The organism is Shewanella japonica, assembly GCF_002075795.1.
GTDB classification, from domain to species: Bacteria; Pseudomonadota; Gammaproteobacteria; order Enterobacterales; family Shewanellaceae; genus Shewanella; species Shewanella japonica.
The window spans coordinates 760,657-787,477 of record NZ_CP020472.1 but is presented as its reverse complement, the minus strand read 5'-3'; the positions used below and the strand labels follow the sequence as shown (position 1 = coordinate 787,477).

Below are 26,821 nucleotides of genomic sequence, written 5' to 3'. Positions count from 1 at the left end.
ATTAAAATAATAACAATGTTGGATGTTACTCATGTCTACTGATCAAAATGCAATGAACGAACTTCACTGGCTCATTGATATGGTGCAAACCATAGAAGTTGGGCTAGTCGTATTAGATCGTAATTACAATATCCAACTTTGGAATGGTTTCATGGAAAACCACAGTGGAGTCTCGCCAAATGGCATCAAAGGTAAAAACCTTTTTGATACATTTAGCGACCTGCCAAAAGAGTGGTTAACCCAAAAAATGGAATCGGTTTTCCTACTAAAGAATCGTTCGTTTATCAGCTGGGAACAGCGTCCATATGTGTTCGAGTTTAAAAACTACCGTCCAATTACAGGCCGGGCTGATCATATGTACCAAAATATCACCTTGCTGCCTCTGGCATCACTCACAGGGAATATTACTCACATCAGTATTATTATTTATGATGTTACCGATGTCGCTATAAACAAATTACAGCTTAAATCTGCTAACGAACAGTTGGAGAAACTGAGTCAGACTGACAGTTTAACCCAGTTATTTAACCGTCGTCATTGGCAAGCTTGTTTTGAAAAAGAGTATGAACGCTATGCGCGCTACGGTGAAAGTGGCAGCATGATCATGATAGACATTGATAACTTTAAACAAATCAATGATAAATACGGCCACCCTGCGGGCGATAAAGTGATTCAAAGTATTGCCCATATACTTAAACAGTCTTTGCGTGAAACAGACTTTGCAGGCCGCTATGGCGGAGAAGAGTTTGCCGTTGTCCTCACTAATACTAATGCTGATGAGTCTAAGTACTTTACGGAGCGATTACGTAAAAAAGTTGAAACATCACAAGTGGTGTATAAAAACCAAATTATTAAAGTCACCATTAGTATTGGGGTGAACGCGCTATCAGAACAAACAAAAAACAGTGCTAGCTGGCTTGCTGGTGCGGATAAAGCTTTATACCAATCTAAAGAGAATGGCCGTAACCAAACATCAGTGTTTAAAGAAGAGTCTTAGCACCTCGCTAGCGATTAATTGAATCGCTAATGATTGACCTGCAATGATGAAACCATTCTTTAGATAACTAGCCGACAATAAAAAACCACTCAAATGAGTGGTTTTTTATATTTAATCAGCGATTTATATTTAATCAACGATGAAGATAGTCGTCGTTATTCTTCGTCGTACTCTTCATCAAGTTCGCCTTCATCACCAATAAAGAATGTACCCCAACCGTCGTAATCTACTTTTTGCTTTTGAGCTAAAATCATAAGCTGCTCACATGCTTGATCCAGTAAGTCAGCCTCTAAAGCATGATTTGCAATCGCGTCAAAGCAGAAAATCAACGAACCATCTTCAAGTTGCATTTCTTCAGCATCATTAACTTCAAAGCCAAGCTTAAATGCATCAACAGCCGCTTTTTCTAAACGATCAAAATTAGTCGAAGAAAAGTGATGCTCAATCGTGTATTCAGCATCAGCCTGCGAGCCATCATCAAGTAATGCTTGAATGATTTCACGGTTCTCAGCAAACTGCTCTTTTAGTAGACCTTCAATAGACATGGAGTAACTCCGTTAACAAAAATTATGCGGCTAATGGTCAATTATACTTGATAAACCTATTGAGGTTTAGCCATTAATGCAGATGCTTCTTGATTTAATTCAGCCAATCGAGCCGACATTGCTTCATGTACCTTAGCACATAGCTTTTTCACATCCGCTTTATCAACACCTGCAGTCGACATAGGAGCCATCATCTCAACAATCACCACACCATTGTTCCAACGATTTAATTTAATGTGATTTTGACAAGAGGCAAGGACCGGTACGATTGAAGCTTTCGCTGCGATAGCAGTATGAAAAGCCCCAACCTTAAAAGGTAACAAGCCACGTCCACGAGAACGTGTTCCCTCAGGGAAAATCCATACAGATAATAATTTGTTTTTCATTTTCTCGACCGTTTTAGCCATAGTATCAAATGCACTATGACGGTTCTTACGGTCAATAAGAATATTGCCTGATAACCAGTAAATTTGTCCAAATAGCGGCATCCAAGCCAAACTTTTCTTACCTAAACTCACCGTTGCTTTAGGCACAGCAGAAGTGTGGGTAAATAAATCAAAGTTATTTTGATGATTAGCTAAATAGATTTTAGGCTCTTTAGGGTTTTCTTCTGCTGCGTGACGCGTGATCACCTTGATACCTAAAATAGGAGCAACTGAAGCAAAAATACGTGCAATAACATGTACATTGTCACGATGCATAGGTCTAACAAGACAAAGGATTATTGCGAAAAAAAAACGCCAGTGTTAATAACACTGCAAGAATAATTGAACGAGCAATTAACAGCACAAGCAGACTCCTGCGAAGAAAGTGGCGACAGTATAGCCAGCACAGTAGCTGGACTCAATGGTTTGTTTAATTTCAGTTTACATTTGTAAGCTAAAATAATTATACACTAGCCCAGATAAAAGAATGGTGCGTTAACATTAACGCACCATTAATTCTGTACTTAGTGACTTCAATCGCTAGTCTTATACGCTTCAAAAACCGCTTTTAATCAGACATTGTTAGTTTGATTAAAAGACAATAAAACACGCATAGTAATAGCACTGAACGCTAAGGCTGCCACTATTGCGGCACCACTAGGCAAATCATAACTGGCAGAGAGTATAACCCCTGCTAAGTAGCCAACAAATCCAACCACATACGTCAGCACAAGTTGCCCTTTACCATGGCATTTATTCAGTGCTAAGGCGGGTAAAATTAGCGTGCTAAAGACTAAGTAAACGCCAACTAATTCAACCGACAAGGTAATCACTATCGCAAATAAGAAGTAGAACCCTGCACCATCAAGTACTTGTGGCCTAATGACCACCAGTAACAATATCGCAGCAGACACCACACCTGGTAATACGAGTTGCGACCAGTTAACCCATAATATTTGCCCTGACATTAATTGTTTTAAGAGCTCTGCGCCATGAGGATCGTTAGACAATAACAACATCGCGGCCACAGCACTCAACACATAAAAACAACCAATAATAGCTTCAAGCTCATCAGCAAAACGTTTTGAAAGCCAGGCAATAAAGCCCGCCCCCGCTAACGCAAATAAAGCAGGCATCCATACATGAGAAAAAGGCAGCTCTTCTAATCTATGATCCATATGCGACACAATGGCACCTAAAGCCGCCACTTGTGCAATGGCTAAATCAATAAAGATGATGCCACGTTTTAGTACCTGACGACCTAAGACCACATGCGTAGACAGCACCAATATCCCCGCAACAAATGCGGGGAGCAGTATTGGTAGCAGCTCGAGATCAAGCATAGGCTATTGCACCTCTGTGAGTAACGAAATCACGCTATCATAGAGGCTAAATAAATCCTTGCTATCATCATTACCACCAACAGACATAGGCAACATTATCACTGGTAAATCCGTTCTTTCTCCTAGCCAATTGGCACCACGATCATCCTGATACGAAGTGAACAATATAGCCATGACATCGCCTTCTTGGCTGCGACTAACCAGCTTAGCAAGATGACTACTGCTAGGTGGGATCCCTGGCTTTGGCTCTAAATCAGCAACTTGCTCCATTCCTAGCCAGTTGAACAAGTAACGAAAGCTTGAATGGTAAGCAATCACTTTCTTACCTTTAAGCCCTGCTGCTTTTTCTTCCCACTGAGGAATCGCTTTTTGCCACTTTTCACTAAATGCAGCAAGGTTTGCTTGGTAACTCGTCGCCGAGTCAGGATCAAGCTGCGTCATTTTGGCAGATAAGGCATCTGCTACCTGTAGCAACCTGCTAGGGTCAAAATGCAAATGTGGGTTACCTTTGGCGTGAACATCTCCCATTGAGCGGTCAACATTCTCAAGTTGATCTAGCGTCTCAATATGTTCAGCCGCATAAAACAAACCATTATCTGTTGAACGCACCTTATTGTTCGATGCTTTCATTTGCAGCATAGGCAGCCAACCTATTTCAAGGTCAGCACCAGCACAAACCACTAAGTCTGCTTGACGCATTTTGGCAATCAAGCTTGGTCTAGCTTGTACTTGATGCGGGTCTTGTAAAGCACTCGTCGCCGAATACACTTTCGCATCAGGTGCTAGCTCTTGGCTTAAGGCTGCATATTCAGGCTCACAAGCAAACACATTCAATTGTGCGTTTGCTGAACCCGCCAAAAAGGAACTAAATAAAGCACCTATGGCGATTAGCGTTTTAGAATTGATGCGCACCGTGAGCTCCTAATGTCATGACATACTGTAGGGTTACGATATTATCGTCTTCAAAACCATCAAAGTTGGTACCCTTCTGATTAGTATATTGTAGACGCACTGTCGAGAAGTGACTGTGATGCCACGCTAAACTAAGCTCGGTTTCTTTTAGCTTTTGCGCATCTAAATGATCGCCATGAGCTTCGAATGTATCAACCTCACCGTAACGTAAACCCGCTGACCAGTTAGGAGAGAACTGGTAAACACTGCTTAAGTACCAACCTTCATGGTAATCGTTATGACTTTCTTCACCGTGATCATCATGCTCTTCATGATCATGTTCCTCTTCAAATGAGAAGATATCATTTACACGGAAGTACTCACCGCTCACTGTTAAGTGTTGATACTTATAGTTGCCGTTTGGAGCCCATTTGTAAACGAAGTCGGCGATGTAAGTGTTTTCGCCCGTGTAAGATGCACTATGAGTGTGACCTTCATGATCATGATCGTCATCAGCAATCACATCGTGTTCGTGCTCATCTTCCCCTTCTACAACACCTTGACCATTTGAATTACGTAAATAGCTTAAGCCCACTTGCCATGAACTTGATAAGCCAATGTCACCACCAAATTTAGTAAAGGCTGAATAAACCCCTACCGTATCGAAATCACGCTCGCCATGCTCATCTTCGGCGCGCATTTTGTCACCTTTGAATGCTTCAACACCCATTGTCCAATATAGATCAGTTGGTGCTACATACGTTAAACGAACACCATCATCAAAATAATGGCCGCCCATAAATGCACGATAAGCACCTGGACGATCAACGAATGCATCTGTGTGTAAATGTTGGTTATTTAAGTAACCGACATCAGATAAAAAGCGACCAGCACGAATCCCTAGACCACCCGGTAATCCCATGGTTTGAATGAAGGCTTCTTCTAGTTCAATTTCAGTTTCACCGTCATGAGACTCTAAAATGGCAGTCACTTTACCGTAGAACATGTCATCGATATTGGCACTGATAGCAAGCTCTGTTTCGCCTAAACCAAACCCTTCATTGCGGCCACCTAAGCCACGATCGCCTGTTTGATAAAAACCATCTAAAACGGCACTTATATTAGGATTTGTTAGGCTAGAATCTTCAGCAAAAGCATGAGTAGAAACCAAGGCACAAGCAGCTGCAACCAATGAAAGACGTTTGTTTGAGTAAGACATTTTTTCTCCAAAATACAACAAGTAGTCGACCATCATCTTGAATAGTCGAAAAATAATTTATCCGTAAAAATTTGTTGGGTATGTATAGAACTAGGAGAAAACGGGTGGTGCTCGGCTATGGTAAACCGTTTGATGGGCAAAATATGAAGCAACAATGGATTCAATAGCCGGTTCGAAAGTTTGACGAACTACGGCAATATTGACATCCGTGCTTGGAAGCGTTTTTTGCAATTGGTGTTGATGAAAACAAAGCGTACATTGTGTACTTGCTCCATCATGCAAATGCACAGAATTATGTGCAGAAGCCGCAAACGACAATAACACGAGCATGGCTGACAGCCAGATCGCTATTAATTGTCTTGTTCGCATTGAATGAGGCAAAGAAGTGTTCTCTGTTTAACAAAAATCGCGACTATCTTAAAAAAATTTGAAAAAAAAGCAACCAGAAGAATGTTACAAATCACTTTTTCTAAATTTTTGTGACTTAACATAGCAACTTATACAAATCCTCGTTAAGCTATTTAAGATTAGCTTAAGCTGTCAAAGCTAAAATATTAGTCATATATTGCTGCAAAGTCAGCCAAGACAGAGGATTTAACTATGATGAATTTACTCAAAGATAACATCGGTATTATATTAACTATGGTCATTATTGGTGTCGTTGTGCTTGGCGGTATTTATTACGTTGAAGCAGTATTAGAAAATCAAGTTCAAGTTGTAGATTAATCTTCTATTGTTGCGTCATCATCTGGCGCATCAATCACAATGAGATGATCCATTAAATGCGTTACCCCTGTAAGAATCAGTGAAATCATGATAATAGGGGTAACGATATTAGCAACACCATCGACAAAATACCCAACGAAACCCGCTATAACTGCTGCATAAAATCCCAATACTTTCAGTACAGTTAATATCACATGACGGCCTAACCATGCTCGACAATGGTAGCATTGTATTTGCGCTGAAAACCCATTGCCACGGCTCGCTGTCACTTTCGCCAACGAAATAGGTTGATGACAATGTGGGCAGGCTATTCTTGCCATATTAAATTTACCTGAAAATAAAAAGTGCGTAAGTCTATCAAATTATCGTCAAACTTCCCGCAATAACTTATCATTAGCTTTCTACTATACTGACAGGAAGTTTTACCATGCCAAGAATTCTGTTTATTATTTGCTGTTTACTCAGTGTAATTTGCTTTTCTGGTACCAGTTATGCGGCGCAAGTTAGCCCTGAGACTGACAAAAAAATTCAACAACTACAAAAAACCATCGATACCGACATTATTTGGCTTAAAACTGCTAAAGGTGAACTTAAAGATGTCAGCGAATATCGCATCCGCAATAAAACCAACTTATTAAGAGAAGAGTTAGCAACGCTAATCAATCAACCAGCCCCTGATTTAGCTTACTTGGTTCCACAAGTGAATAAGCAGCTGGTGTTTCTTGATAAAGTCGGTCAATACCTAGATGCAAGAACGGGTGAGTTAAAGCTCGCTTTAGGCGGTGATAATGATGTAGAAATCATGCGTGATATTATCAAGCGTGAAGAAGATCGTGACCATTACTTGCAAGCAGAATTAGAAACGATTAACTGGGGTAAGACGCTTAACATTAACGTTGATAATGCCGAAGCTGCGTTAACTGCAGAAGTCTTACTAAGAGCTGATTATTTCGAAAGCTTAGTTACCTATACTCAAGTACAGCTTCAAGAAGCGGTTGCTGAAGCTTCTGATGCTGGCGCTGACATTACTGCTGAGCAAAAGAGCAAAGTGTCATCTTTAAAAGATCGTTTGGCAATGCACACCGCAAGCTTGAATATTGCCATCGAAATGCTTGAATCACTCGGCCAAGACACCACACAGATTAAACAAACATTATTCAGTGTCTCTGGCGATATTACTCAAGATGTTCTGAATTTTGATGTGGCTTCTAGTCTCATTGAAGAATGGATGACGATTGCGAAAAACCAAGCTTTGGAAAACGGTGCAGGCGTAACATTTAAAGTGATTATTTTCTTGATCATTTTATTCCTAACAAGCTTAGTTGCTAAGCTCGTTCGAAAAGTGGTGCGCAAAGCCGTTAACTCATCAAAACTTAACTTCAGCATGCTGTTGCAAGACTTCTTCACATCCATTTCAGGTAATGTGATTTTTGCCTTAGGTTTATTAATTGCACTGTCACAACTTGGCTTTGAATTGGCACCATTATTGGCAGGTTTTGGTATTGCGGGTGTGATTATTGGTTTTGCTTTGCAAGACACATTATCTAACTTTGCATCGGGTATGATGATCTTAATCTACCGTCCGTATGATGTTGGTGACTTGATCAATGCAGCTGGAGTAACAGGTCGTGTTAGTCATATGAGCTTGGTATCAACAACGGTTAAAACCCTAGATAACCAACGATTAATCATTCCAAATAATAAAATTTGGGGTGACACCATTAACAATATTACTGTTGAACAAGAACGCCGTGTTGATATGACGTTTGGTATTGGCTATGGCGATGATATCCCTAAAGCTGAAAAAATCCTTACCGACATTGTTATGGCTCACCCAAAGGTCAAGCAATTTCCTGAGCCTACGATTAAGCTTCACACCTTAGGTGAATCATCAGTCGACTTTGTGGTGCGCCCTTGAGCAGATCCTATCGATTACTGGGATGTATACTGGGATATTACCCGTGAAGTGAAAATGCAGTTTGACGCTCAAGGGGTTAGCATTCCATTCCCACAACGGGATGTACATATTTACCATGAAAAAGCGGCTGATTAAGCCTATTTTATTGATACAAAAAGCCCGAGTGAATAACTCGGGCTTTTTCTTTGCGCATATACAGGTGTACCACAAGCATTAATCTAGGTAAGTCATATTACCAAGCAAATGCGGACGACGACCTTTAATATCACGCATTTCAAATCGTTTACCATTTTCCATACTTTCAAAAGCAAAAGTGACTTCTGATGGCATAAAGACAGGTAACTTGAATTCAACATCGACTTTAAACGGCCTCTCACCAATAAACTGCATTAATGCCGCTAATGAACGAGCTTTTGACCACATGCCGTGAGCTAATACGCGCTCAAAACCGAAACGTTTAGACACGATAGGATGAAGGTGAATCAGATTATAATCCCCAGAGGCTTTAGCATATTTACGCCCTAAATCTTCAGGTAATGCCCAAGTTTGCACATCTTCCCATGTCATATCTGAAGCTCTAGGCGGTCTTGCTCTGCGCCCTTTGGACTCAATGCGATATAAGTAAGTTGATAATGCTTCCCACACCAATTCCTGTCCTACATACACCTTTGACACAAGCTCAAACTCAAGGCCTGCATCTGTGGTCTGGCTGCTTGTCAGCTCACATTGCACATCAAACGTTTCATCGGCATTAATGGGTCTGTATAAGCTAATGCTGTTCTTGAGGTGGATCATACCTAGCAATGGAAAGGTGATCGCTTTATGGGTAAAAATGCTGGCATGAAGTCTAAAAGCTAACACGTATAAAAACGTAGGAGGTAACACTTTGCCATCAAAACCAAATTGGCAAACATCAGCATATTGCTGAATTTTTTTATCACTGAGGTGAATATTACTGACCTGCACATTGATGTTTGGCAACGGTTGCTGATCCCAACCAGGCTTGCGCGATAATAATATCTTTCGATACAGAGACAGCAACGATGGCATCGAAGCTAATTCTATAGAGTAGTCGTGACTCAAGAGAGTTACCTTTTGTTTATTAACTGAAAAACGCAGTATTTAGCAAACCTAAACACTGCGTCATTAAATGTTTCAATGCTGCTATTATACATCTAGATTGATAACATCAGTCAAAAAATGCCAATTTTTACTCTTCAAATGGAAAACAACATTACATTATCGATACTCATTACAGATCATTTTCCAACAATCGATCACATCGGCACCTGCATTTCGTAACAACTCGGGCAAGGCTTGTTGGCCTACGACATGCCCAGCGCCAACAATGACGAACAAGCGTTGATAATGACTATCTTGTAAAATCTCGATGATTCTTTGCGTCATCGTGTGGTTTCTTTGCCAAAGCAATTTAGTTAATAGCTCATCAGATTCTTCTGCTTGATGCTCCATAATATCTGCGAGTGCTTGATGATCGCCCGAACGCCATGCTGATATCAGCTCAAGCATCTCGTCATCGGTTGCGTTAATCGCTTCATCCAATAATTGCGCTTGAGTTTTATCTGAAAAAGAAGAAATGAGGTCGAACTGAAATTCAACACTTTCAAGCTCAAGTAATGGCTTAGCCGGATCACGAGCCACAAAAGTCACATCGACGCCTGCTTCAGGTGAAAACCCCAATTCAGCAAAGCGCCCAACACCGATTTGGTTTGCCTGAAGCCAAGTAGCAAGCGGCTTTAAACCGTCGCACATGGTTTGGTTTTTACCACAAAAAGCCGGATATAAACTCGCAATATCGGCTTGTTTTCCTTTCGCAAAACCATACTGCTGCAATAGTTGTTGTATATTGGCTTTAGTCACATCCGCTTCAATCACTAATGCATCTGACTCGACAAAACTTTGTTCTATTTGCAAAGGTAAAGGATAAAAGTCGGCTTTGCCAATATGAATAGAGCCCAATAAGTATATTTGTTTATTTTGATAACTGGCTTTGAAGAAAGGTGGTTTATCAGTTTCTGCTGCACTCGCATTAACAGCTAAAGCTAACGCAAGTACAACCCCAACGAAAATGAATCTAAGCCTCGTTAATAATGTTGCGGTGATTTTTAACGGTAATTCACTTGTTAGTCCCATGCCAGCCCCTTATAATTTAACTTAATTTTTATGATGTAATGAGGCTATCATGCCGTATACCCAAGTTATCCAGCAATTAAAAGAAAGTCTGCAAACAGGATATCGTCAAGCCATTGATGCCGATAAAAGACTCGACGAACTGCGTCAAGCTGGCCATGGTAAGTTTGTTGCAATCTTCACTGAAGAACAAGGCTTTACCCAAAAAAGTAATCGCTTTTTACCTTATGTTCAAGAGCTCGCAAATGAACTTGAAGAGCTTCAAGGTCTCAGCCATATACCTCCAGAAATGTTAGAAGCTCATGTAAAAAAAATTGGGGCATTACTGCAAACTTTGCATTTGTTTAAACAAAATACTAAGTAGCACCTACCATTTGTTAAAAACGCAGCCCACGGGCTGCGTTTTAGCATCAATCAACTCCGCTTTGGTATTTTCACATTTAAACAATCCACTCCTTTGAAAAATGAGCTTGAATCGATTTCAAGTTTATCTGTTAGTTTTGTGCATACATTTGTTATCAAAGACATATTTTTGTCATTTTTCTGCCATAGACTGATGGAAAAAAATGCAATGGAACTGATGTAATGAGTGTTATAGATTTAGAAAAAGAACTCGAAAAAATAATATATAAACAATCTATCAATGCTATCTTTCAGCCTATTTTCAACATATCAACTCAAAAGGTTCATGGTTTTGAAGCGTTAAGCCGAGGGCCAGAACATAGCCCGCTTTATTCTCCAGTACCTTTATTTAAAACTGCAGAACATCTTAATAAACTCAGTGAATTAGAAACACTCTGCCGCAGTATTTCTATTAATGCTTTTAAAGCGTGTCAGCTTAAAGGTAAGTTGTTTATCAACATCTCGCCAAAAGCGCTACTCGATCCTGACCATCCTAAAGGGCTAACCCTGCAGCTGATTAAACAAATGGGGCTAAAGCCTGAAGATGTGGTTATCGAACTTTCAGAGCAATACCCAGCCGATGATATTGATTTATTAAAAGACTGTTTGAACCACTATCGAAATCAGGGTTTTCTCACAGCAATTGATGACTTAGGCGCAGGGTACTCAGGATTACGCTTATGGTCTGAACTGTCTCCTGATTATGTCAAAATCGATCGCCATTTTATTCATCAAATTGACAGCACGGCAGTAAAGCAAGAATTTGTGCGCTCGATTGTGGAGCTATGCCAAAATCTGACTTGCAAAGTCATTGCAGAGGGAATCGAAACCCCAGAAGAGTTAACCATGTTAAAGCAGTTAGGGGTGACTTATTGCCAAGGTTATTTATTGGGTAGACCCAACATTAAACCCAATACACACATGGACTCAAACTTGGTGAGCATGCCTTTGCCGCCGCAAACACGTTATTGCGAAACAGCAGAAAGTTTATGTTCATCAGCCAATATCGCGCCACCTGAGACAAAACTGAAGCAACTCAGTGAGCAATTTATTGCTCAACCAGCACTGCAAGCAATTGTCATCGCTCAAAATGGCCATCCTGAAGGCATCGTCAGTCGCAATCATATTCTGGAATTATTTAGCACCCCCTATGGCCGAGCTCTGCATGAAAACCATCCGGCGAGTGCAGTAATGGACAGACAAGTATTGCAGATTGATGCAAGTGAACCTTTGTCAGCGGTAAGCCAACTGCTTACCTCTGAAACCGCCACTACCGTTGCACAACAATTTATTATATTACGACATGATAAATTAATCGGGATTGGCCACACCAAAGATCTATTACAACGCATAACCGAACATAGAATTAAAGTCGCTAGACATGCTAACCCGCTTAGCAACTTACCTGGAAATGTTCCTATTCAAGAAGAGTTAAAACGCTTACGATCCCAGAAAAAGCCATTTTACTTAGCGTATTTCGATTTATGCCACTTTAAACCTTATAACGATATTTATGGTTTCTCACGAGGTGATGAAGTCATCATGCAAGTGGCTAACTTACTAAGTCATCATCAAAATGAACGCTGCTTTGTCGGCCACATAGGCGGAGATGACTTCGTGATGATTTGCACTTGCCAAGATGCACTCACTCACGGTAAAGCTATCGTAGAACACTTTGAACAAAGTAAACGCACTTTTTATTCAGCAGAACATTGGCAAACTCAAACGATGCATGCAAAAGATCGCCAAGGTAATATGGTCGATCACCCTTTAATTTCATTATGTGTTGGTGTACTACCACCTGCTATGACCCATGATACAACGGATCATGAATTATCAATGCTCAGTGCTGAAGCCAAAAAACAGGCTAAATATGTACAAAGTAAGGTTTTCATCTTAGATGATAGGCGACAAAAAACGGCTTAATAAGCCGTTTTTATTGTATTGATTGAAGCTATCTCAATGGCGCGATTTATAGCACTGGCTCTACGGTTTTCTTTAACCAATCTTTCAACATACGAGTTTCATACTCAAATGGTCGTTGATTTCTTGTAGAATTAGCACCGTACATGAAGTTCATATCAACTAGCTTTTCATCTCCGGCAATAACAACGTTATCGCCTTCAGTGATACGGTAAGTAAACGTCATTCTAGGTGGGTACAAATCTTTAACGATTCGTAATTCATTAGCAGAGGTAGCCCCGAACGTTGGTCTTAAGTCGCCTGCTAAGTCCACATCTGAAACTACCATTTCGAGTTTCTGATTTGGCTTGAGTATCTTCTCAGCTTCTTTATTGATATTTTTAGTCATGGTATCAAAAAAGCGTTGTTCAAAGCGCGACTTAACTTCTGTAGCCGTTTTTAAATCACGATAATTTTTAGGCTCTTGCCATTCAACTTTAACGATGCCCTCTTCTGTGACTGGGTTTTCAATCACTTCTTCATCAGCGATAGCAACATTACACATTAGTGCGCCTGCAATAAGTAAATGTTTAACTTTCATATATAGTCTCCTGGCAGTGAATTTGTCGCAATGTATTCATTGCATCTCAATATAATAAGCCCAACCTGTATATAAGCTTAACGCAAAGCGACTTCCTTTGCTGTAAGACATTCACCTTTATACAAGCAAGTAAAATAGGGATAAATATTATTAGCTGCTTTTTTGTTCAGCTTTTGTTCAGTCAGTGATTGCTAATATACATCCCAAGCAAACGTACTGCATCATATCAACCCCATTAGATGATTGCGTCACTGCCATTAACGCTCAAGGAATTAGCGCAACAATAAACCTACGAGTTTTAACTGGAGTAATACTATGAACAACATCACTATGAACAACGCTAAAGTAACTATGACTAAGAAAATAACCCTTGCTGCGACCTTTTTCGTCACAATGGCATTATCTTCTTCAAGCTTTGCTCATCAATTTGATGTCGATGCAGAAGGCCAACAAGCGATTCAAGAACATCACCAGTTAATGAACCAGCACATGGCTTCGGCAGAACAAGAGTATACCGCTGAACTTGAACAAGACTTTAATCAGCAGCTTGAAACTGCAGAGCATAACTTCATGGAAAAAAAATGCGCTAATCGTGGATTAGACTTTGATGACGAATCTGAAGTGTGTGAAGGCTAAACCTTAAAGGTTAGTTACCGATATGAAAATGCAGCCTAATGGCTGCATTTTAGGTTTTCTGAACGTTAAAATGGAAATAATGCACTGAGTTTTGGATAGTTCTTTTTAAGATCTTTCTTCTTGGTACTAAACTTTTTACCCTGGGGAGTATGCTGCCCGGAAGGAACAAAAGGTAATTCATTACCTGTTCTGTCTTCATAGAGTTGCCCTGCTATCAAGTCAAAGTCCTCAATAAAAGGGTATGCATAATCATCTTTTGTTGGCCACAAAGTCAGTTCTCCTAAACAATCGGGATCAGCAATTACCTTGTTATACCAGTCTTCACCCAGAGAAAGTAAAAAGCCTCTAAACTCTGCGAAAGCATAATCAGAATCACAACCAGTGATAATGTACGCCGCTCCCCATATATTCCAATGATAACTTCGGCGCATCTGCTGTCCGAACATTTTATCAAATGCGGCTAATGCGTCATCATCAAGCTCGGTTAGCTTAGCCGTCAGTTCACTGTGGCACTGCTGCTCTGATTGTTGCGGCTCAGTACGTGTCACTAAGTCCCAAAATTCAGCTTCTGTCATGTCACTTTTCCTAAACTTTTTGGAAACTATTCACCAAAATATCTCAACTCGCGTTATTCTACACCACAACGAACTCATTGCTTTACTATCAATAACAATACTTCATGACTAAATTCAGTACCGTTAACAATCCGCTCCCTCGCAGACTTATCATATTGATGGCGTTTTACATCTTTTTGTCTATTCTGGCTTTGCTACGTTCATACGCCATTCAAGGAATCGATCTGTTTACGATTGGCGTAATACCAGTGCTATTTGGACTCGTTAAACGCACTCACTGGGCCAGTTTAGTGTTAAAAATATACCTCGCAATCCAAACATTGGCGATGTTAGCTTTATCCACAACAGCTATTATTGCCTATCAAATCACCCCTGAAGATGTAAAAGTAGAATTCAACGGAGTGAGTATACCTGTACCAGCTATTGCATTGAGTGCGGTGCTCATTTTGGGGTACCAATATTGGGTCGCGTTTAGCCAAAAAACCACGCAGTATTTGAAACCTGATTGTTAATGTCTTGTGCAAGAATAGCTATATTCACGTAGAAGCTTAAGGTAAAATGCGCCCATAAGACGCATTTATAATAAATAAGAAGAAGTCATTTATGGGCCACCTATCCCCCAGTGAACTATCAATTTTATTGCTAGAGCCTTCAGATACTCAGCGTAAAATTATCACCGCACGCCTACAACAAGAAGGTGTAAATAGCATTCAAACTGCATCAAGTATCACTGATGCAAAAGACATTATCTCAAGACACACTCCAGATTTAGTCATCAGCGCTTTACACTTTTCAGATGGCGAAGCAACCGACTTGCTCAGTTTCATCAAGCAAAGCACTCAATTTAATGACATTCAATTTATGTTGGTTTCTAGTGAGTGCCGACGCGAACAACTTGAAGTGTTCAGGCAATCAGGGGTCGTCGCCATTCTACCGAAACCATTCGATGCCGATCACCTAGCGACTGCGCTCAATTCAACCATCGATTTAATCAGCAACGATGAACTGGATTTAAGTCATTTTGATGTACAAGATATTCGTACATTGGTGGTCGATGATAGCCGAATGGCACGTAATGTCATTAAGCGAACCATTGGCAACTTAGGCATTAGAATCATTAGCGAAGCTGAAGATGGGGCGCAAGCAATAGAACTCATGCAGCAACAGATGTTTGACCTAGTCATCACAGACTACAACATGCCGAGTGTCGACGGTCTAGCACTGACCCAATATATTCGCAACGAAAGTCAGCAATCCCATATCCCAATATTAATGGTCTCATCTGAAGCCAATGATACACATCTTAGTAATGTATCAAGTGCAGGAGTGAATGCACTTTGCGATAAACCTTTTGAGCCTAAACTGGTTAAGCAGCTGCTGTATCAACTATTAGAAGATTAATTTTACTGTGGCACTCGTCATTTTCGCCCCAAAAGCTGGGCAAAGGGGTCATTTACGTCGTAAATGTCACCAAAATGCCCTATTGCTACACATTTATCAGATAAAATGCTTTCAAAGCCCCATGGCTTATGGCATGTTAATCTAGTTTTAAATAAACACATCTATGGAAAGCAGAGAATATCAACATGAACAAAAGTGAATTAATTGCAAAAATTGCAGAAAATGCTGAGTTAACTAAAGCAGAAGCTGGCCGCGCACTAAAGTCTTTTGAAGAAGCTGTTACTGAAGCCATGAAAAATGGTGACAAAATTTCTATCGTAGGTTTTGGTTCTTTTGAAACCTCTGTACGCGCAGCTCGTACTGGCCGCAACCCACAGACTGGCAAAGAAATTCAAATTGCTGAAGCGACTGTACCAAAGTTCAAAGCGGGTAAAACATTAAAAGATAGCGTTAACTAAGATTAACTGCTTGAAAATAAAACCTCCACTTCGGAGGTTTTTTTATGTCTATTGATCACCTTTCTATTAGAAATTCGCCTCAAAACTGCACAAAAAAAGTGCACCTCTGCCTCAATACCATGCAACATTTTTGCTGCATCATAGTGCGAGAGAACATAAACCATTAATAGTAAAGCATTTATAAACATGGCACATCATTAGCAATAACTCATACAGATGAAATCAACATTGAACCTTGCTGCCCGATAATCAAGCAACAGGTGAAATGAATAATAAAAACTTTGAGGGAATGAAAATGAAAAAAACCTTATATAAAGCTATTGCGCTATCTACAGGCTTATTATTATCTGGTTCTGCATTAGCAGAAGTCACCGGTAATATCGGCGCGACGTCAAACTACCTATGGCGTGGTGTAAGCCAAACTGATAACGGTGCAGCTGTACAGGGTGGTATTGATTATGCCGCTGATTCTGGCTTTTATGTCGGTGGTTGGGCTTCAAACGTTGATTTTGGTGATGGCACAAGTTACGAGTTAGATATTTACGCAGGTTACGGCGGTAATATCACTGAAGATTTAAGCTACGATATTAACTACCTTTACTATGCCTACCCAGATTCTCCTGGTAGTGTTGATTTTGGTGAAGTCACTGTTGGTTTAGCATGGAAATGGTTAGATGTTTCTTATTCACACACTGTCAATGGCGGCGATGATATTGCTTCTGATCCACTTGATTCAAAAGACATGATGTATGCACAAGCTAACCTCACATTCCCACTAACTGAATCACTGTCTTTAGGCGTGCATTACGGTTATTCAGATGGCGATATCATTACTAGCTGGTATGGTACTGATAGCTACTCAGAATACAATGTATCGTTAAGCTCTGATACTGATTACGGTACTGTTTCATTTACTGCATCTGATACAGATTTAGATGATGACGACGCAAAAATTGTACTAGGCTACTCGTACAGCTTTGGTTTATAAGCCATAGTCATTCAATCTGGCACCAATGCGAACTAGCTTAGGTCGGCATCGTGCCAATTGTTACACCTCAAACGCCACTCTAATGAGTGGCGTTTTTTGTGTGTCAAAGAAACTTTTTGATAACTGCGTTAAGCAAAAAAATAAATAACTGCTACATTGAATTTATAGGAGTAAGTAAACCTTTGGGTGCAATTTGAATGCATATTCTTCGTGGTTGTTTTACAAGAATATCGCAAGCTTCAGCGCTCAATACCCATGATATCAAAGCACGGCTAAAGGCTACCTTTGATATTTACAGCTTATTTGTCACACAGGGACACAACAAATAAGCATGAAATAGAGGGTAGAATAATGGCTAATATTACTGAAAGCATTCCTAACGATACAGAAATCGACGCAATGGTATCACCAAGAAATAAACGTTCAGCTGAAATTATTGAACGAAAACGTCAAGTTAAACGACGCTTAGATGACTATCTTGAACAAGCAGAGTTACGTAAAAGTTTAGGTGACGACTTAGAAGATGATTTTTAAACTTCACTTAACCTTACTCAGCTTGCCAAATTAATCCCACGACTTAAGGTAATAAGCTAAGCCTGCGCACTCCAGATATACTGTGCAAGTCGGATACTTCTGCTCACCACATTCAGTGATAACCAGTGCATTGCCGCCCCTATCAGCCGTTTGACCTCTTAAATCGTTTTTCAATGCGCTTAGACTTGGAATCGGGTAACGCAAATGATCTGCCGACACACTGCAAAAAGAAGTAAAAACTTCACCTAATGGGTCATTTTCGTGATTATAAAGTTCACTTGGTGAATACAAATCAACGGTTGAAGCCTCAACCTTAGCGACTACATATTCTTCTGCATTGGTGCGAAATTTAACGCCATTACAACCAGCAAGCACGACACTCAGCAAACAGATTGTATATACGCTTATAATGTTATCTATCTTCATAAAATCCCTTTTTGTTGGCATACACATCCCAGTGTATGCCTTATCCATTTTTTATCCTTGCGCATTTAACTGCTTTTGTTTAGCAAAGTATTCACGGGTTAGTGCAAATACCACAGGGCTTAACAATGCTAATGCAATCAAGTTTGGAATAGCCATCATGGCATTTAATGTATCTGCAAGTAACCAAATAAACTCAAGCGAACTCACAGCACCAATCGGTACCACTAAGGTCCAAATTAATCTAAATGGCTTAACGACTTTATCACCAAATAAATACTGCATGCATTTTTCACTGTAAAAGCTCCAACCTAGGATGGTCGTAAAAGCAAATACAGCTAATGCAACGGCAACAATATAATTACCCATAGGCAGTGCATGTGAAAACGCAAAAGATGTTAACGCAGCGCCTGTTTCACCCGAAGTCCATGCTCCCGATACAATAATAGCCAAACCAGTAATCGAACAAACAATAATCGTGTCGATAAACGTACCTAACATCGCCACTAAGCCTTGTTTAACAGGCTCATTGGTTTGCGCAGCAGCATGGGCAATAGGCGCACTACCTAAGCCTGCTTCATTTGAGAACACACCACGAGCGACACCAAAACGAATAGCAGCCCACACAGCGGCACCAGCAAAACCACCTTGGGCAGCAACCGGGTTAAATGCACTATGAATAATCAACTGAAATGCGGCTGGTACTTGGTCAGCATAAACAACTAACACGGCTAAGCCAGCTGTAATATAAAATAGGGTCATTAAAGGGACAAGTTTACCGGCAACGTCTGCGATGCGTTTGATACCACCCATCAATACAGCACCCACAAGCACCATCAGCACTAAACCAGTAATCCAGTTAGGCACACCAAAGTTGCTGCTCATTGCGTCAGCAACTGAGTTGGTTTGCACAGTATTACCTATACCAAAACCGGCAAGAGAGCCTAAAAGCGCAAATAACGTGCCTAACCAAGCCCATTTGCTGCCTAAACCATTCTTGATGTAATACATGGGACCGCCCACATGATTACCATTTCCATCTTTTTCACGAAATTTAACCGCTAAGACAGCTTCTGCAAACTTGGTAGCCATACCGACTAACGCCGTACACCACATCCAAAATAACGCGCCTGGTCCACCAAGAAATATCGCGGTTGCAACACCGGCAATATTACCTGTACCAATAGTTGCCGAAAGTGAAGTCATTAAAGCGTTAAACGGACTAATTTCACCTTTATGTTTATCGTCGGATGAATCTCGACCAGACCACAATAACTTAAAGCCTGTGCCTAATTTTAGGATTGGCATTAATTTCAGTCCGATAGACAGAAATAATCCCACTCCTAAAATCATCACTAACATGGGAACGCCCCACACTATGCCATTAACTGTATTTACAAATGCCGTCACTTGTTCCATTGAAAACCTCATAATGCGTTAATTATTTCTTGTTATTATTTTTAGCTGTTTCTCTTTTGATTCATCCGCTATTTCACTCAATAGGGCTAAGTCATTTAAAGAAAAATTAAGATTACCTGCATTACACACAAATTGGAAACATCATCATTAAAAGCAAAGGTATTAAATGCAATAATCTCAATAAATCAGTCAATTGATTAGGCTAAATAAATAAAAAAGGCACTACTAATATTGTAGTGCCTTCACAGTTTGGTGTTTATATCACCCTAGAAATATCAAGCAATGCAATAAAACTTAAGCCCATTCAATCCAAAATCAACTTTAAGCTATCTAAGCCTTGCTGTAAGTCATTGCCTATAATCGTTTCAAAATCCATGAACAAAAACATCAAATTCATCGGATAATCGAGATGCCCTTTAAACCCCCAATTAAGTCGAGTTTGATTGTCTGACAAGGCTTCAGTGATCATATATGCAGGCTCTGTTGCTTCAAAAGGGCTTAAAAATCTAAGTTCGAAATCAATCCTCTCTCCCTCAACAATCGCCATGATCTCTTGTTCACCGACGCCAACATCTGGATTATCACTTGCCCAAGCTGACACAAATCCAACCGTTGCATCTGCCCCACGATAGGTTTTTTCCATATCGGGATCCATTTGCGCCCATTTACTAAAATTATTTTGATTCTTGAGGTGTTTTACATAATCAAACACAATCGCTTTAGGTTGGTTAATCACAATTGTTCGCTCAACTGAGTAATCTTTTTTGATAAAGATCGCCGCGATAAATGGGATTGCAATTATGATAGCAACAACTAGGAGTATTTTTTTTATCATGGTGTTTTTCCTAATTAAAGTAATGATTAAGTATATCAATCATTCCTGACACCACAATTTTATTTTAACAAAATAGCAACACTACTTTTTGCAAAGAGACTCATAGCAAGACTGACACACACAAGCTTTTCCCCTCAATTGCGCTTTAACAGCAGCAGAAATGGTGCCACGAGCTGAAAGAGAAAGACACCAACACGCCTCAATAGATAAACCTTTGCTGACTGCACAAGCATTTGGCTTATTGCAGATAGGACAAATTAAAGGTTCAACAACATTAGCTTGATTCAGTGATATCCCCTCTTGAGTTACTTGTTCTTGAGGATGATAGATTTCAACAATTTGTGTCTTCACAGGATTAACTCGGTAGTAGGAATAGTAACGATTGGTTCGCAGGCAACGCTAGATGTATAAGCAAGGATAATACGATACAACTTTCTATGATATTCATTTTATGATTGATGACGAAATAGAGTGTGACACTACACTATAAAAATAGCACAGTAGATAATAATGCAGCTCATATAATCCTTTGCCTTGAGTAAAGGTGATGCCTCAACCAAATACGTTTTATTATGCTACTGTACTGCGTTGCCATTTATTCAGCGTTTCTACTTTCCCAATGACTTTCCCAATGACTTTTCCAATCAGGCTTACTGACTAGCCTCAGGGAAATTAGGATAAGCCTTTTCGCCTAAAAGTACATTTTGAGGCTTTTTGCCATAATAACCATCATGTTGATGAAAACCGGCTTTCGTTTGCTCTATCTTTCCTTTAAAACGCGGATCTTGAGGTCGTTCCTGGGCATTAATGTATGCTGCTACATCCCAAGCATCTTGGACTGAAAGCTGAATACTCTTTCCTAATGGCATATTCTCATAAATAAAGTTAGCCGCTGTATTCACTCGATGCATACCTGCTCCCCAGTTATAGCTCTGCGGCCCCCATAATGGCGGAAGAGCACTTACTTTTGCCATCTTTACTCCTTGACCATCTTGACCATGGCAAGCCTGACAATGTGCAAGATAGATTGAGTTACCTCGCTCTATTGAGTAGGGCTTTTCCGGCTTATCTAACTTAGGAAAGCCACGACCAGGCAGCATCGTTAACGCTTTTTGATCAAGCTTCGCGCTAATAACCTCAGGTAATGGAAACTCAGGACGATTACCTCCTTTTAGCAACTCAGCATCTGACAATACTGGTACATCACCAGTAAGATTAAATTGATTCATCAAGCCACTCATCGCTAACCAATATGAATAAGCCGACAGAGCAACTAACACATCGCTACCTGATTCAGGGGCTTTTCCATTCATTGAGTAAGTAAAACAACCTTGAATACGCTCCTGATAACTATTCACTTTGTCATTTTTTTTACGATAGGCAGGATAGGCCATATAAGCCGCCCAAAGTGGCGAAGCATTCGCTTTATTTCCGGCGTTCATATGGCAATTTACACAGTTCAATTCATTGCCAACATACTGATTGCGCATCTGCTGACTATTCACAAACAACTGATACCCCTTTGTGACTTTGTCTCCAAACTCCCCTTTAGGAATCGTAGATAACGCACTCGGTGTTAAATATTGGGCATTAGCATCTTTTGGAACAGAAGGAAGTTGAGCTTGTCTATCGGGTAACTCCGTCGCTGATAATCCCATACTGAGCAACACACCAGCCACCGAAAAGTAATATAGCTTCATAGTATGTCCTTATTTCTGAGCCGAAAAGTATTGAGTTAATGCATCAATTTCTGCAGCGGTGAGCTTTTTAGCAATATTGCCCATCATGTTGTCGACATCCCCTGTACGGGTGCCTTTTTGCCATGCCAATAATTGATTTTTAAAGTAGGAGGGTTCTTGGCCAGCTAACCGCGGAAATTGACCTGCACCAATACCTGACGGACCGTGGCAACTGGTACATGCTGGGATCTCTCGCTCCCAATCACCTTGAAAAGCCAGTTTCTCGCCTATATCGCTAATGACAACTTTATCGCCTCGATACTGCAAACTAATTGCAGCGACTGGTTTTGCAGCAAAAAAATCTGAGACTAATTTAATGGTATCGCCCTGCACCGTCATAGCCATTGCCATCATCGTCGAATTTTGACGTTTACCAGACTGAAAATGAGAAAGTTGCTGGGCCATATACTCACTAGAAAGGCCTGCTAATCTAGGGCCTGCTACCCCCAAACCTTCACCGTTTACGCCATGACAACTTAGGCATACTTGAGCCGCTGCTGGTACGGTTTCAAGGAGCTCTTTAGGTGACGCTTCAGGAATACTGGCTGAAACACTAAGGCTTAACGTACTGCCAATTAGCGCCGTCCAAAGCCTAGATACACTAAAGTTTGCACTTTGTGCCCATTGCGAAGTAACTTTATTGGTGGAACGCCATGAGTGAACTTTGGAAAACCAGAGATTTTTATTCATATATCAGCCTTTTGTGAATAATCCATTTCCTATGCTTTACTCAATATAGTCAATAAAAGAACAGTTTGTCTAGTCCTAAAATAGGTTGACGGTTTTTGTTAAGCCAGTTGGTACTCCCTACTGGCTTTTTCATGCACCTCGTTTGGGGTTTTCATCCCTAAACTAAGATGCGGTCGTAATTCATTGTAAATTGCTACCGATTCCTTGACCAAGGTCCTGAGCTCCTCCATCGTTCGGCAGCGATAAAGCAAAAACTCATGCTTTAAAATACCATTCACACGCTCAGCCAGTGCATTTTGGTAGCAGTCATACCCATCCGTCATTGATGGCGTCATACCGTTCACTGCTAATGCCATTTGGTATTCCTCTGAGCAATACTGCATCCCTCTGTCTGAGTGATGAATGATATGACCTGTTGTTTGACGACTCTTTACCGTCATATCCAGCGCTTTGACGACATCGCTCGCTTTCATCTCATGACTTAACTCGTACCCCATTATTTTTCTAGAATATGCGTCTGTCACCAGCGATAAGTAATGTGTTCCTTCATCTGATTTCACGTAGGTGATGTCGCTAACTAGCACTTCTTCTACTCGTTCAACAATCTTGTCTTTAAGCAAATTAGGATGCTTTCTAAGCCAGTGATGACTATTCGTTGTTTTGGTGTAGTTTTTTCTCGGCTTCACCAACATATCTCGCTGTTTCAAGTATTGAAATAGCCCATCCCGACCGAGTTTTATGCCTTGCTCAACCAACTGTGGCTTGATGAGCTGGTAGAGCTTACGTGTCCCCAATCTTGGCATAAACTGGCGCCAATACTTCACCATCGACACAACGGGTTTAAGCCTTTCGGTTCTTGTTTCAGCACGTTGTTTCCACTGGTAAATCGCTTGTCTTGATAAATTAAATTGCCGACTCGCTGCCGCTAGCTTTACCGTGCCTTTTTCTTTGGCAATCCAGAGCGCTCGGCTAAGTACTTTTTTTCTAAATCGATACCATATTCATTTTTTAACAGTTCAACCATATCGCCATAAATCATATTTTTCATTTCTAGGTTAGAAACTTGCTTCTCTAATCGTTTAATTTTCTGGGCGCGGGTTTCTTTACTTTTAGACATAAGAGAGTGCTCAGTAGGGAGTGTCCAGTCTAATCTACCATGCTTTCTCAACCATGTAAGGACGGTGCTTCGACCTTGGATACCGTAGTGCTCTTGAGCTTGCTTATAGGTTAGCTCGCCTTTTTCTACTTGGCTGACGACGGCTAATTTAAAGCCTAATGTGTAATCACGCTGTGTTCGTTTAACGCTGATTGCGCTTGAAGGTTTCATAGATAAGTCTCCAAAGTGTCAACTTATCTCAGGACGGGACAGTTAGATAGGATGTTTTTTATACAAAAGCAAGATGCAGATAATTAAGTTCATACTGCTGAATTTTTTCATTAATAATGACTTGGTTTACTGCGATATCTCAAAAACATTAAAGAAAATAACGCACTTGGGTAGCACAAGGTCCAACCACTGCATTACTGTCCCCAACAAAAAAGGCTTACTTCATTTAGAAATAAGCCTTTCATTTACACTAACCATAAGGTGAACAAGCAATTAAAAGTTACTCTTGCAGTAAATCCTTACAAATCTGTACCAGATCGGATTGAACGGCTGCCGCTGTGACTTCTCTGCCAGCACCAGGACCACGAATAATTAGAGGATTACCTTGATAAAATGCACTTCGTATAACAAAAACGTTATCACCAGGGGTTAAATTGGCATAAGGATGATTTGCATCGACCCATTGGATACCTACTTCAGCATGCATTTTGCCATCAACCTTGTCCAAAGAGGCGACATAACGAAGCACTTTATTTTGCTCTGCCGCTGTAGTGAACTGCTGCAACATACTCTGATCAAGTTCCGTGATACGTGCTAAAAAATCATCTAAAGATAAGTCTGCCAATGCAGCAGGCACCAGTGAGTTTAAGACAATATCCTCTAATTCAATTTCAAAGCCAATCTCACGAGCTAAAATCAATAGCTTACGTTGCATGTCACGACCAGAAAGATCGTCACGTGGATCGGGCTCGGTAATCCCTAACCCTCTTGCCTCAATCACCAATTCTGAAAAAGATTTTTGACCATCATAATGCTCAAACAACCAACACAAAGTGCCTGAGAAAATACCGCCAACCGCCTCAATACTATCACCACTATTACGCAAATCATTCAGGGCGTGTTGTATTGGTAAACCTGCACCACAACTTGCGTTATAACGCCAAAATAGTCTGCGGTTACTCAGCTGTTGTTTCAACTCTCGGTAAAATGGTAATGGCCCTGAACCTGCAAGTTTATTAGCACTAACAACATGAATTCCACGGGCAAATAATTCAGGGTATTGTAAAGTTAAGCTGGCGCTGGCACTGATGTCTAGCACGACTAACTCATCACAATCGAGATGCTCTAGTTGATCAAATAGACTCGTATAATCCCAAGGTTTAGCAGTCGTATCAAACTTATCTTGCCATTGAGTAAGATCAATTCCGTCAGGGCAGATAAGCGCTTCTTTAGAGCTCAGTAATCCCACTAATTGCACAGTGGCTTCAAGCTCACGATTAAGTGCTGTTGAAGATCGTTGGAATAAATCAATCCAAGCTTCACCGATATTACCGACTCCCAACAGCAGCACGCCAATACGCATGCGTGGACCTGCGCAGCGGCGATGTACTTTTTGAGTGAGTAAGCTCACCTGAGATTTTGGCACTAAGGTCACTAAGCTTAAATCATCTTGATAAAGCGGTTTTGCATCGCGACTTAGTAAGCGAGCAAAACTGCGACGATAGTGCTCGGCATCAGCGCTAACCAAGGCGACTAATCCAAGTTCATCGCTCACATGAATATCACTGACATTAAGCGCTTGGGCGTGTAATTCAAGTAAGGTGTGCACTTGCTTTTGATTTTCAACAGTAAAAGCAAGTTCAACTTTATGGTGGGCAGATGTCCAATGAGCTAAAGGAAGGATCCCCTGTTGCGCTAATAATTCAATCAGGTTTTCTGTTGGTGATTGCAGCTTAATTTTAAACAGTACGACCTCATTTAAACTCGTTACAACCGGCGCACTTGCCGAAGAGCTTTGCGGCGCAATCAAGGTAAAATCAGTATGAGATGCATAGCTAGAACGAACAGCCAAACTGACATTGGTATCAAATAAAGGTTGTAATGTCCTGCTGTGAAGGACAGGAGAACCTAAATGAGCCAATCTATCCGCTTCCGCTAATGACATACTATTGAGTAACTTGGCATCATTGATTTTATTAGGGTCTGCATTAAACACCCCTTCAACATCAGTCCAAATAGTTACTCGTTCTATATCTGCTAAGCTCGCAATTAAGGTTGCGCTGTAATCAGAGCCATTTCGTCCAAGTAACAGAGTATCACCTTGCTGGTTAGCGCAAATAAAACCAGTAATGACTAATCGCTCATTGGGGTGCGCTTCAAGCAGTGCTTGCACTTTTTCACGTGATTGCGCTAATCGAATATTAGGAACTAAGCCTTCGTCAGCAACGAGAATTGAACAAGCATCAACATTGATTGCAGCAACGCCTGATTCACGTAAAAGCGCAGCCATTAAGCGCGCAGACCAACGTTCACCAAAGCTGAGCACTTGGTTTAATTCGAATTCATTGCGCTGTTCAAGTGATAACAGGCTGATGAGTTGCGCCTTATCCGTTGATAGACGCTCACGTAAATCTCGGGCTTGTTCGTTAGAGAGCAGCTGCTCAATTAAGTTTTGCTGGTAGCTGATGAGAACTTGTAATTCTTCTTGCCATAATTCGCCCGTTTCCCGAAGCGACAACAGCTTGTATAAAAAGTTAGTGCTTTTTCCCGCAGCTGACACGACGACAAGATCGTCGCAGTTTCCATGAGTCAACAAAATATGGGCGACACGGCGATAACAATCTGCATCAGCAAGACTTGAACCACCAAACTTATGTAAATGACTGCGGGTCATTT

General features: G+C 40.7%; 29 protein-coding genes and 1 pseudogene. 11 read left to right on the top strand and 19 right to left on the bottom strand.

Features of this window, described 5'->3' with window-relative positions:
* Positions 1-31: 31 nt before the first annotated feature.
* Complete coding sequence (locus SJ2017_RS03445) at positions 32-997, top strand: GGDEF domain-containing protein (RefSeq protein ID WP_080914876.1); 966 nt, start codon at positions 32-34, stop codon at positions 995-997.
* Between the two features lie 155 nt (positions 998-1,152).
* On the opposite strand, the gene rraB is transcribed toward SJ2017_RS03445, so the two are convergent.
* The 6 genes from rraB to SJ2017_RS03415 all read right to left on the bottom strand — a co-directional run bounded on the left by rraB (position 1,153) and on the right by SJ2017_RS03415 (position 5,789).
* Positions 1,153-1,542 (bottom strand): ribonuclease E inhibitor RraB, encoded by a 390-nt coding sequence (gene rraB / locus SJ2017_RS03440; RefSeq protein WP_080914875.1) that lies wholly within the window; start codon positions 1,540-1,542, stop codon positions 1,153-1,155.
* A gap of 56 nt (positions 1,543-1,598) precedes the next feature.
* A complete protein-coding gene (locus SJ2017_RS03435; RefSeq protein ID WP_156003129.1) occupies positions 1,599-2,243 on the bottom strand; it encodes a 1-acylglycerol-3-phosphate O-acyltransferase in 645 nt (214 codons plus the stop codon).
* 296 nt (positions 2,244-2,539) lie between these two features.
* Positions 2,540-3,310: a metal ABC transporter permease gene (locus tag SJ2017_RS03430; RefSeq protein WP_080914874.1), complete on the bottom strand. Its 771-nt coding sequence runs from the start codon at positions 3,308-3,310 to the stop codon at positions 2,540-2,542.
* A gap of 3 nt (positions 3,311-3,313) precedes the next feature.
* Positions 3,314-4,222 carry a metal ABC transporter solute-binding protein, Zn/Mn family gene (locus tag SJ2017_RS03425; protein ID WP_080914873.1) on the bottom strand — a complete coding sequence of 303 codons (909 nt, stop codon included), beginning with the start codon at positions 4,220-4,222 and terminating at the stop codon, positions 3,314-3,316.
* Positions 4,206-5,420, bottom strand: a complete 1,215-nt coding sequence (locus SJ2017_RS03420) for a hypothetical protein (RefSeq protein WP_080914872.1) — start codon at positions 5,418-5,420, stop codon at positions 4,206-4,208. Before SJ2017_RS03420 ends, SJ2017_RS03425 begins: the two co-directional genes overlap by 17 nt.
* 90 nt (positions 5,421-5,510) lie before the next feature.
* The gene (locus SJ2017_RS03415) at positions 5,511-5,789 is read right to left on the bottom strand and encodes a hypothetical protein (protein WP_080914871.1); all 279 of its coding nucleotides are present in this window, start codon (positions 5,787-5,789) and stop codon (positions 5,511-5,513) included.
* 231 nt (positions 5,790-6,020) lie between these two features.
* On the opposite strand from SJ2017_RS03415, the gene SJ2017_RS21835 reads away from it, so the two are divergent.
* Entirely contained in the window at positions 6,021-6,146 is a 126-nt protein-coding gene (locus tag SJ2017_RS21835) for a hypothetical protein (protein ID WP_276328888.1), read from the top strand.
* Here SJ2017_RS21835 and SJ2017_RS03410 read toward each other — a convergent pair.
* Complete coding sequence (locus tag SJ2017_RS03410) at positions 6,143-6,466, bottom strand: hypothetical protein (RefSeq protein ID WP_055022707.1); 324 nt, start codon at positions 6,464-6,466, stop codon at positions 6,143-6,145. The two genes, SJ2017_RS21835 and SJ2017_RS03410, sit on opposite strands and share 4 nt — an antisense overlap.
* A gap of 107 nt (positions 6,467-6,573) precedes the next feature.
* Between SJ2017_RS03410 and SJ2017_RS03405 the strand changes: the two are divergent.
* Positions 6,574-8,199 (top strand): annotated as a pseudogene (locus SJ2017_RS03405) (mechanosensitive ion channel domain-containing protein).
* A gap of 78 nt (positions 8,200-8,277) precedes the next feature.
* Here SJ2017_RS03405 and SJ2017_RS03400 read toward each other — a convergent pair.
* The gene (locus SJ2017_RS03400) at positions 8,278-9,147 is read right to left on the bottom strand and encodes a MaoC family dehydratase (RefSeq protein WP_055022709.1); all 870 of its coding nucleotides are present in this window, start codon (positions 9,145-9,147) and stop codon (positions 8,278-8,280) included.
* A 156-nt stretch (positions 9,148-9,303) separates the two neighbouring features.
* The gene (locus SJ2017_RS03395; protein ID WP_080914870.1) at positions 9,304-10,218 is read right to left on the bottom strand and encodes a TraB/GumN family protein; all 915 of its coding nucleotides are present in this window, start codon (positions 10,216-10,218) and stop codon (positions 9,304-9,306) included.
* 49 nt (positions 10,219-10,267) lie between these two features.
* Here SJ2017_RS03395 and SJ2017_RS03390 point away from each other — a divergent pair, with 49 nt between their 5' ends.
* Together SJ2017_RS03390 and SJ2017_RS03385 are read left to right on the top strand one after the other, a co-directional pair.
* A complete protein-coding gene (locus SJ2017_RS03390) occupies positions 10,268-10,579 on the top strand; it encodes a hypothetical protein (RefSeq protein ID WP_055022711.1) in 312 nt (103 codons plus the stop codon).
* Between the two features lie 221 nt (positions 10,580-10,800).
* On the top strand, positions 10,801-12,543 hold the full coding sequence (locus tag SJ2017_RS03385; RefSeq protein WP_080914869.1) for a GGDEF domain-containing protein: 1,743 nt from the start codon (positions 10,801-10,803) through the stop codon (positions 12,541-12,543).
* A gap of 46 nt (positions 12,544-12,589) precedes the next feature.
* Here the strand turns inward: SJ2017_RS03385 and SJ2017_RS03380 are convergent, their stop codons facing one another.
* Entirely contained in the window at positions 12,590-13,120 is a 531-nt protein-coding gene (locus SJ2017_RS03380) for a DUF3016 domain-containing protein (protein WP_065109766.1), read from the bottom strand.
* 315 nt (positions 13,121-13,435) lie between these two features.
* Between SJ2017_RS03380 and SJ2017_RS03375 the strand changes: the two genes are divergently transcribed.
* Positions 13,436-13,756: a hypothetical protein gene (locus tag SJ2017_RS03375; RefSeq protein ID WP_065109765.1), complete on the top strand. Its 321-nt coding sequence runs from the start codon at positions 13,436-13,438 to the stop codon at positions 13,754-13,756.
* A gap of 65 nt (positions 13,757-13,821) precedes the next feature.
* Here SJ2017_RS03375 and SJ2017_RS03370 read toward each other — a convergent pair whose 3' ends face one another.
* Positions 13,822-14,331, bottom strand: coding sequence for a DUF4240 domain-containing protein (locus SJ2017_RS03370; protein ID WP_055022715.1), 510 nt, complete (start codon positions 14,329-14,331; stop codon positions 13,822-13,824).
* 104 nt (positions 14,332-14,435) lie between these two features.
* Here SJ2017_RS03370 and SJ2017_RS03365 point away from each other — a divergent pair, with 104 nt between their 5' ends.
* The 5 genes from SJ2017_RS03365 to SJ2017_RS03340 all read left to right on the top strand — a co-directional run bounded on the left by SJ2017_RS03365 (position 14,436) and on the right by SJ2017_RS03340 (position 17,712).
* Positions 14,436-14,843 (top strand): hypothetical protein, encoded by a 408-nt coding sequence (locus tag SJ2017_RS03365; RefSeq protein WP_080914868.1) that lies wholly within the window; start codon positions 14,436-14,438, stop codon positions 14,841-14,843.
* A 91-nt stretch (positions 14,844-14,934) separates the two neighbouring features.
* Positions 14,935-15,732 (top strand): response regulator transcription factor, encoded by a 798-nt coding sequence (locus SJ2017_RS03360; RefSeq protein WP_055022717.1) that lies wholly within the window; start codon positions 14,935-14,937, stop codon positions 15,730-15,732.
* A gap of 185 nt (positions 15,733-15,917) precedes the next feature.
* Positions 15,918-16,190: an HU family DNA-binding protein gene (locus SJ2017_RS03355; protein ID WP_055022718.1), complete on the top strand. Its 273-nt coding sequence runs from the start codon at positions 15,918-15,920 to the stop codon at positions 16,188-16,190.
* A 295-nt stretch (positions 16,191-16,485) separates the two neighbouring features.
* Positions 16,486-17,178, top strand: coding sequence for a TorF family putative porin (locus tag SJ2017_RS03345; protein ID WP_055022719.1), 693 nt, complete (start codon positions 16,486-16,488; stop codon positions 17,176-17,178).
* A gap of 351 nt (positions 17,179-17,529) precedes the next feature.
* Positions 17,530-17,712 (top strand): hypothetical protein, encoded by a 183-nt coding sequence (locus tag SJ2017_RS03340; protein ID WP_055022720.1) that lies wholly within the window; start codon positions 17,530-17,532, stop codon positions 17,710-17,712.
* A gap of 30 nt (positions 17,713-17,742) precedes the next feature.
* Here SJ2017_RS03340 and SJ2017_RS03335 read toward each other — a convergent pair whose 3' ends face one another.
* The 8 genes from SJ2017_RS03335 to SJ2017_RS03300 form a co-directional block, all read right to left on the bottom strand.
* Positions 17,743-18,186, bottom strand: coding sequence for a hypothetical protein (locus SJ2017_RS03335; RefSeq protein ID WP_080914866.1), 444 nt, complete (start codon positions 18,184-18,186; stop codon positions 17,743-17,745).
* 3 nt (positions 18,187-18,189) lie between these two features.
* On the bottom strand, positions 18,190-19,554 hold the full coding sequence (locus tag SJ2017_RS03330) for an alanine/glycine:cation symporter family protein (RefSeq protein WP_055022722.1): 1,365 nt from the start codon (positions 19,552-19,554) through the stop codon (positions 18,190-18,192).
* A gap of 304 nt (positions 19,555-19,858) precedes the next feature.
* The gene (locus tag SJ2017_RS03325; protein ID WP_080914865.1) at positions 19,859-20,389 is read right to left on the bottom strand and encodes an SRPBCC family protein; all 531 of its coding nucleotides are present in this window, start codon (positions 20,387-20,389) and stop codon (positions 19,859-19,861) included.
* 81 nt (positions 20,390-20,470) lie between these two features.
* Positions 20,471-20,740: a cysteine-rich CWC family protein gene (locus SJ2017_RS03320; RefSeq protein ID WP_119967698.1), complete on the bottom strand. Its 270-nt coding sequence runs from the start codon at positions 20,738-20,740 to the stop codon at positions 20,471-20,473.
* Positions 20,741-21,039: 299 nt separating this feature from the next.
* The gene (locus SJ2017_RS03315) at positions 21,040-22,089 is read right to left on the bottom strand and encodes a c-type cytochrome (RefSeq protein ID WP_080914863.1); all 1,050 of its coding nucleotides are present in this window, start codon (positions 22,087-22,089) and stop codon (positions 21,040-21,042) included.
* A 9-nt stretch (positions 22,090-22,098) separates the two neighbouring features.
* Positions 22,099-22,818 (bottom strand): c-type cytochrome, encoded by a 720-nt coding sequence (locus tag SJ2017_RS03310; RefSeq protein ID WP_080914862.1) that lies wholly within the window; start codon positions 22,816-22,818, stop codon positions 22,099-22,101.
* Between the two features lie 98 nt (positions 22,819-22,916).
* Positions 22,917-24,145 (bottom strand): IS3 family transposase gene (locus SJ2017_RS03305; RefSeq protein ID WP_156003126.1). Its coding sequence is split into 2 segments (ribosomal slippage): positions 22,917-23,794 and positions 23,794-24,145, totalling 1,230 coding nucleotides; the frame shifts between segments, so codons are not numbered across the junction.
* A 280-nt stretch (positions 24,146-24,425) separates the two neighbouring features.
* The gene (locus tag SJ2017_RS03300; protein ID WP_080914861.1) at positions 24,426-26,819 is read right to left on the bottom strand and encodes a bifunctional aspartate kinase/homoserine dehydrogenase II; all 2,394 of its coding nucleotides are present in this window, start codon (positions 26,817-26,819) and stop codon (positions 24,426-24,428) included.
* Positions 26,820-26,821 lie beyond the last annotated feature (2 nt).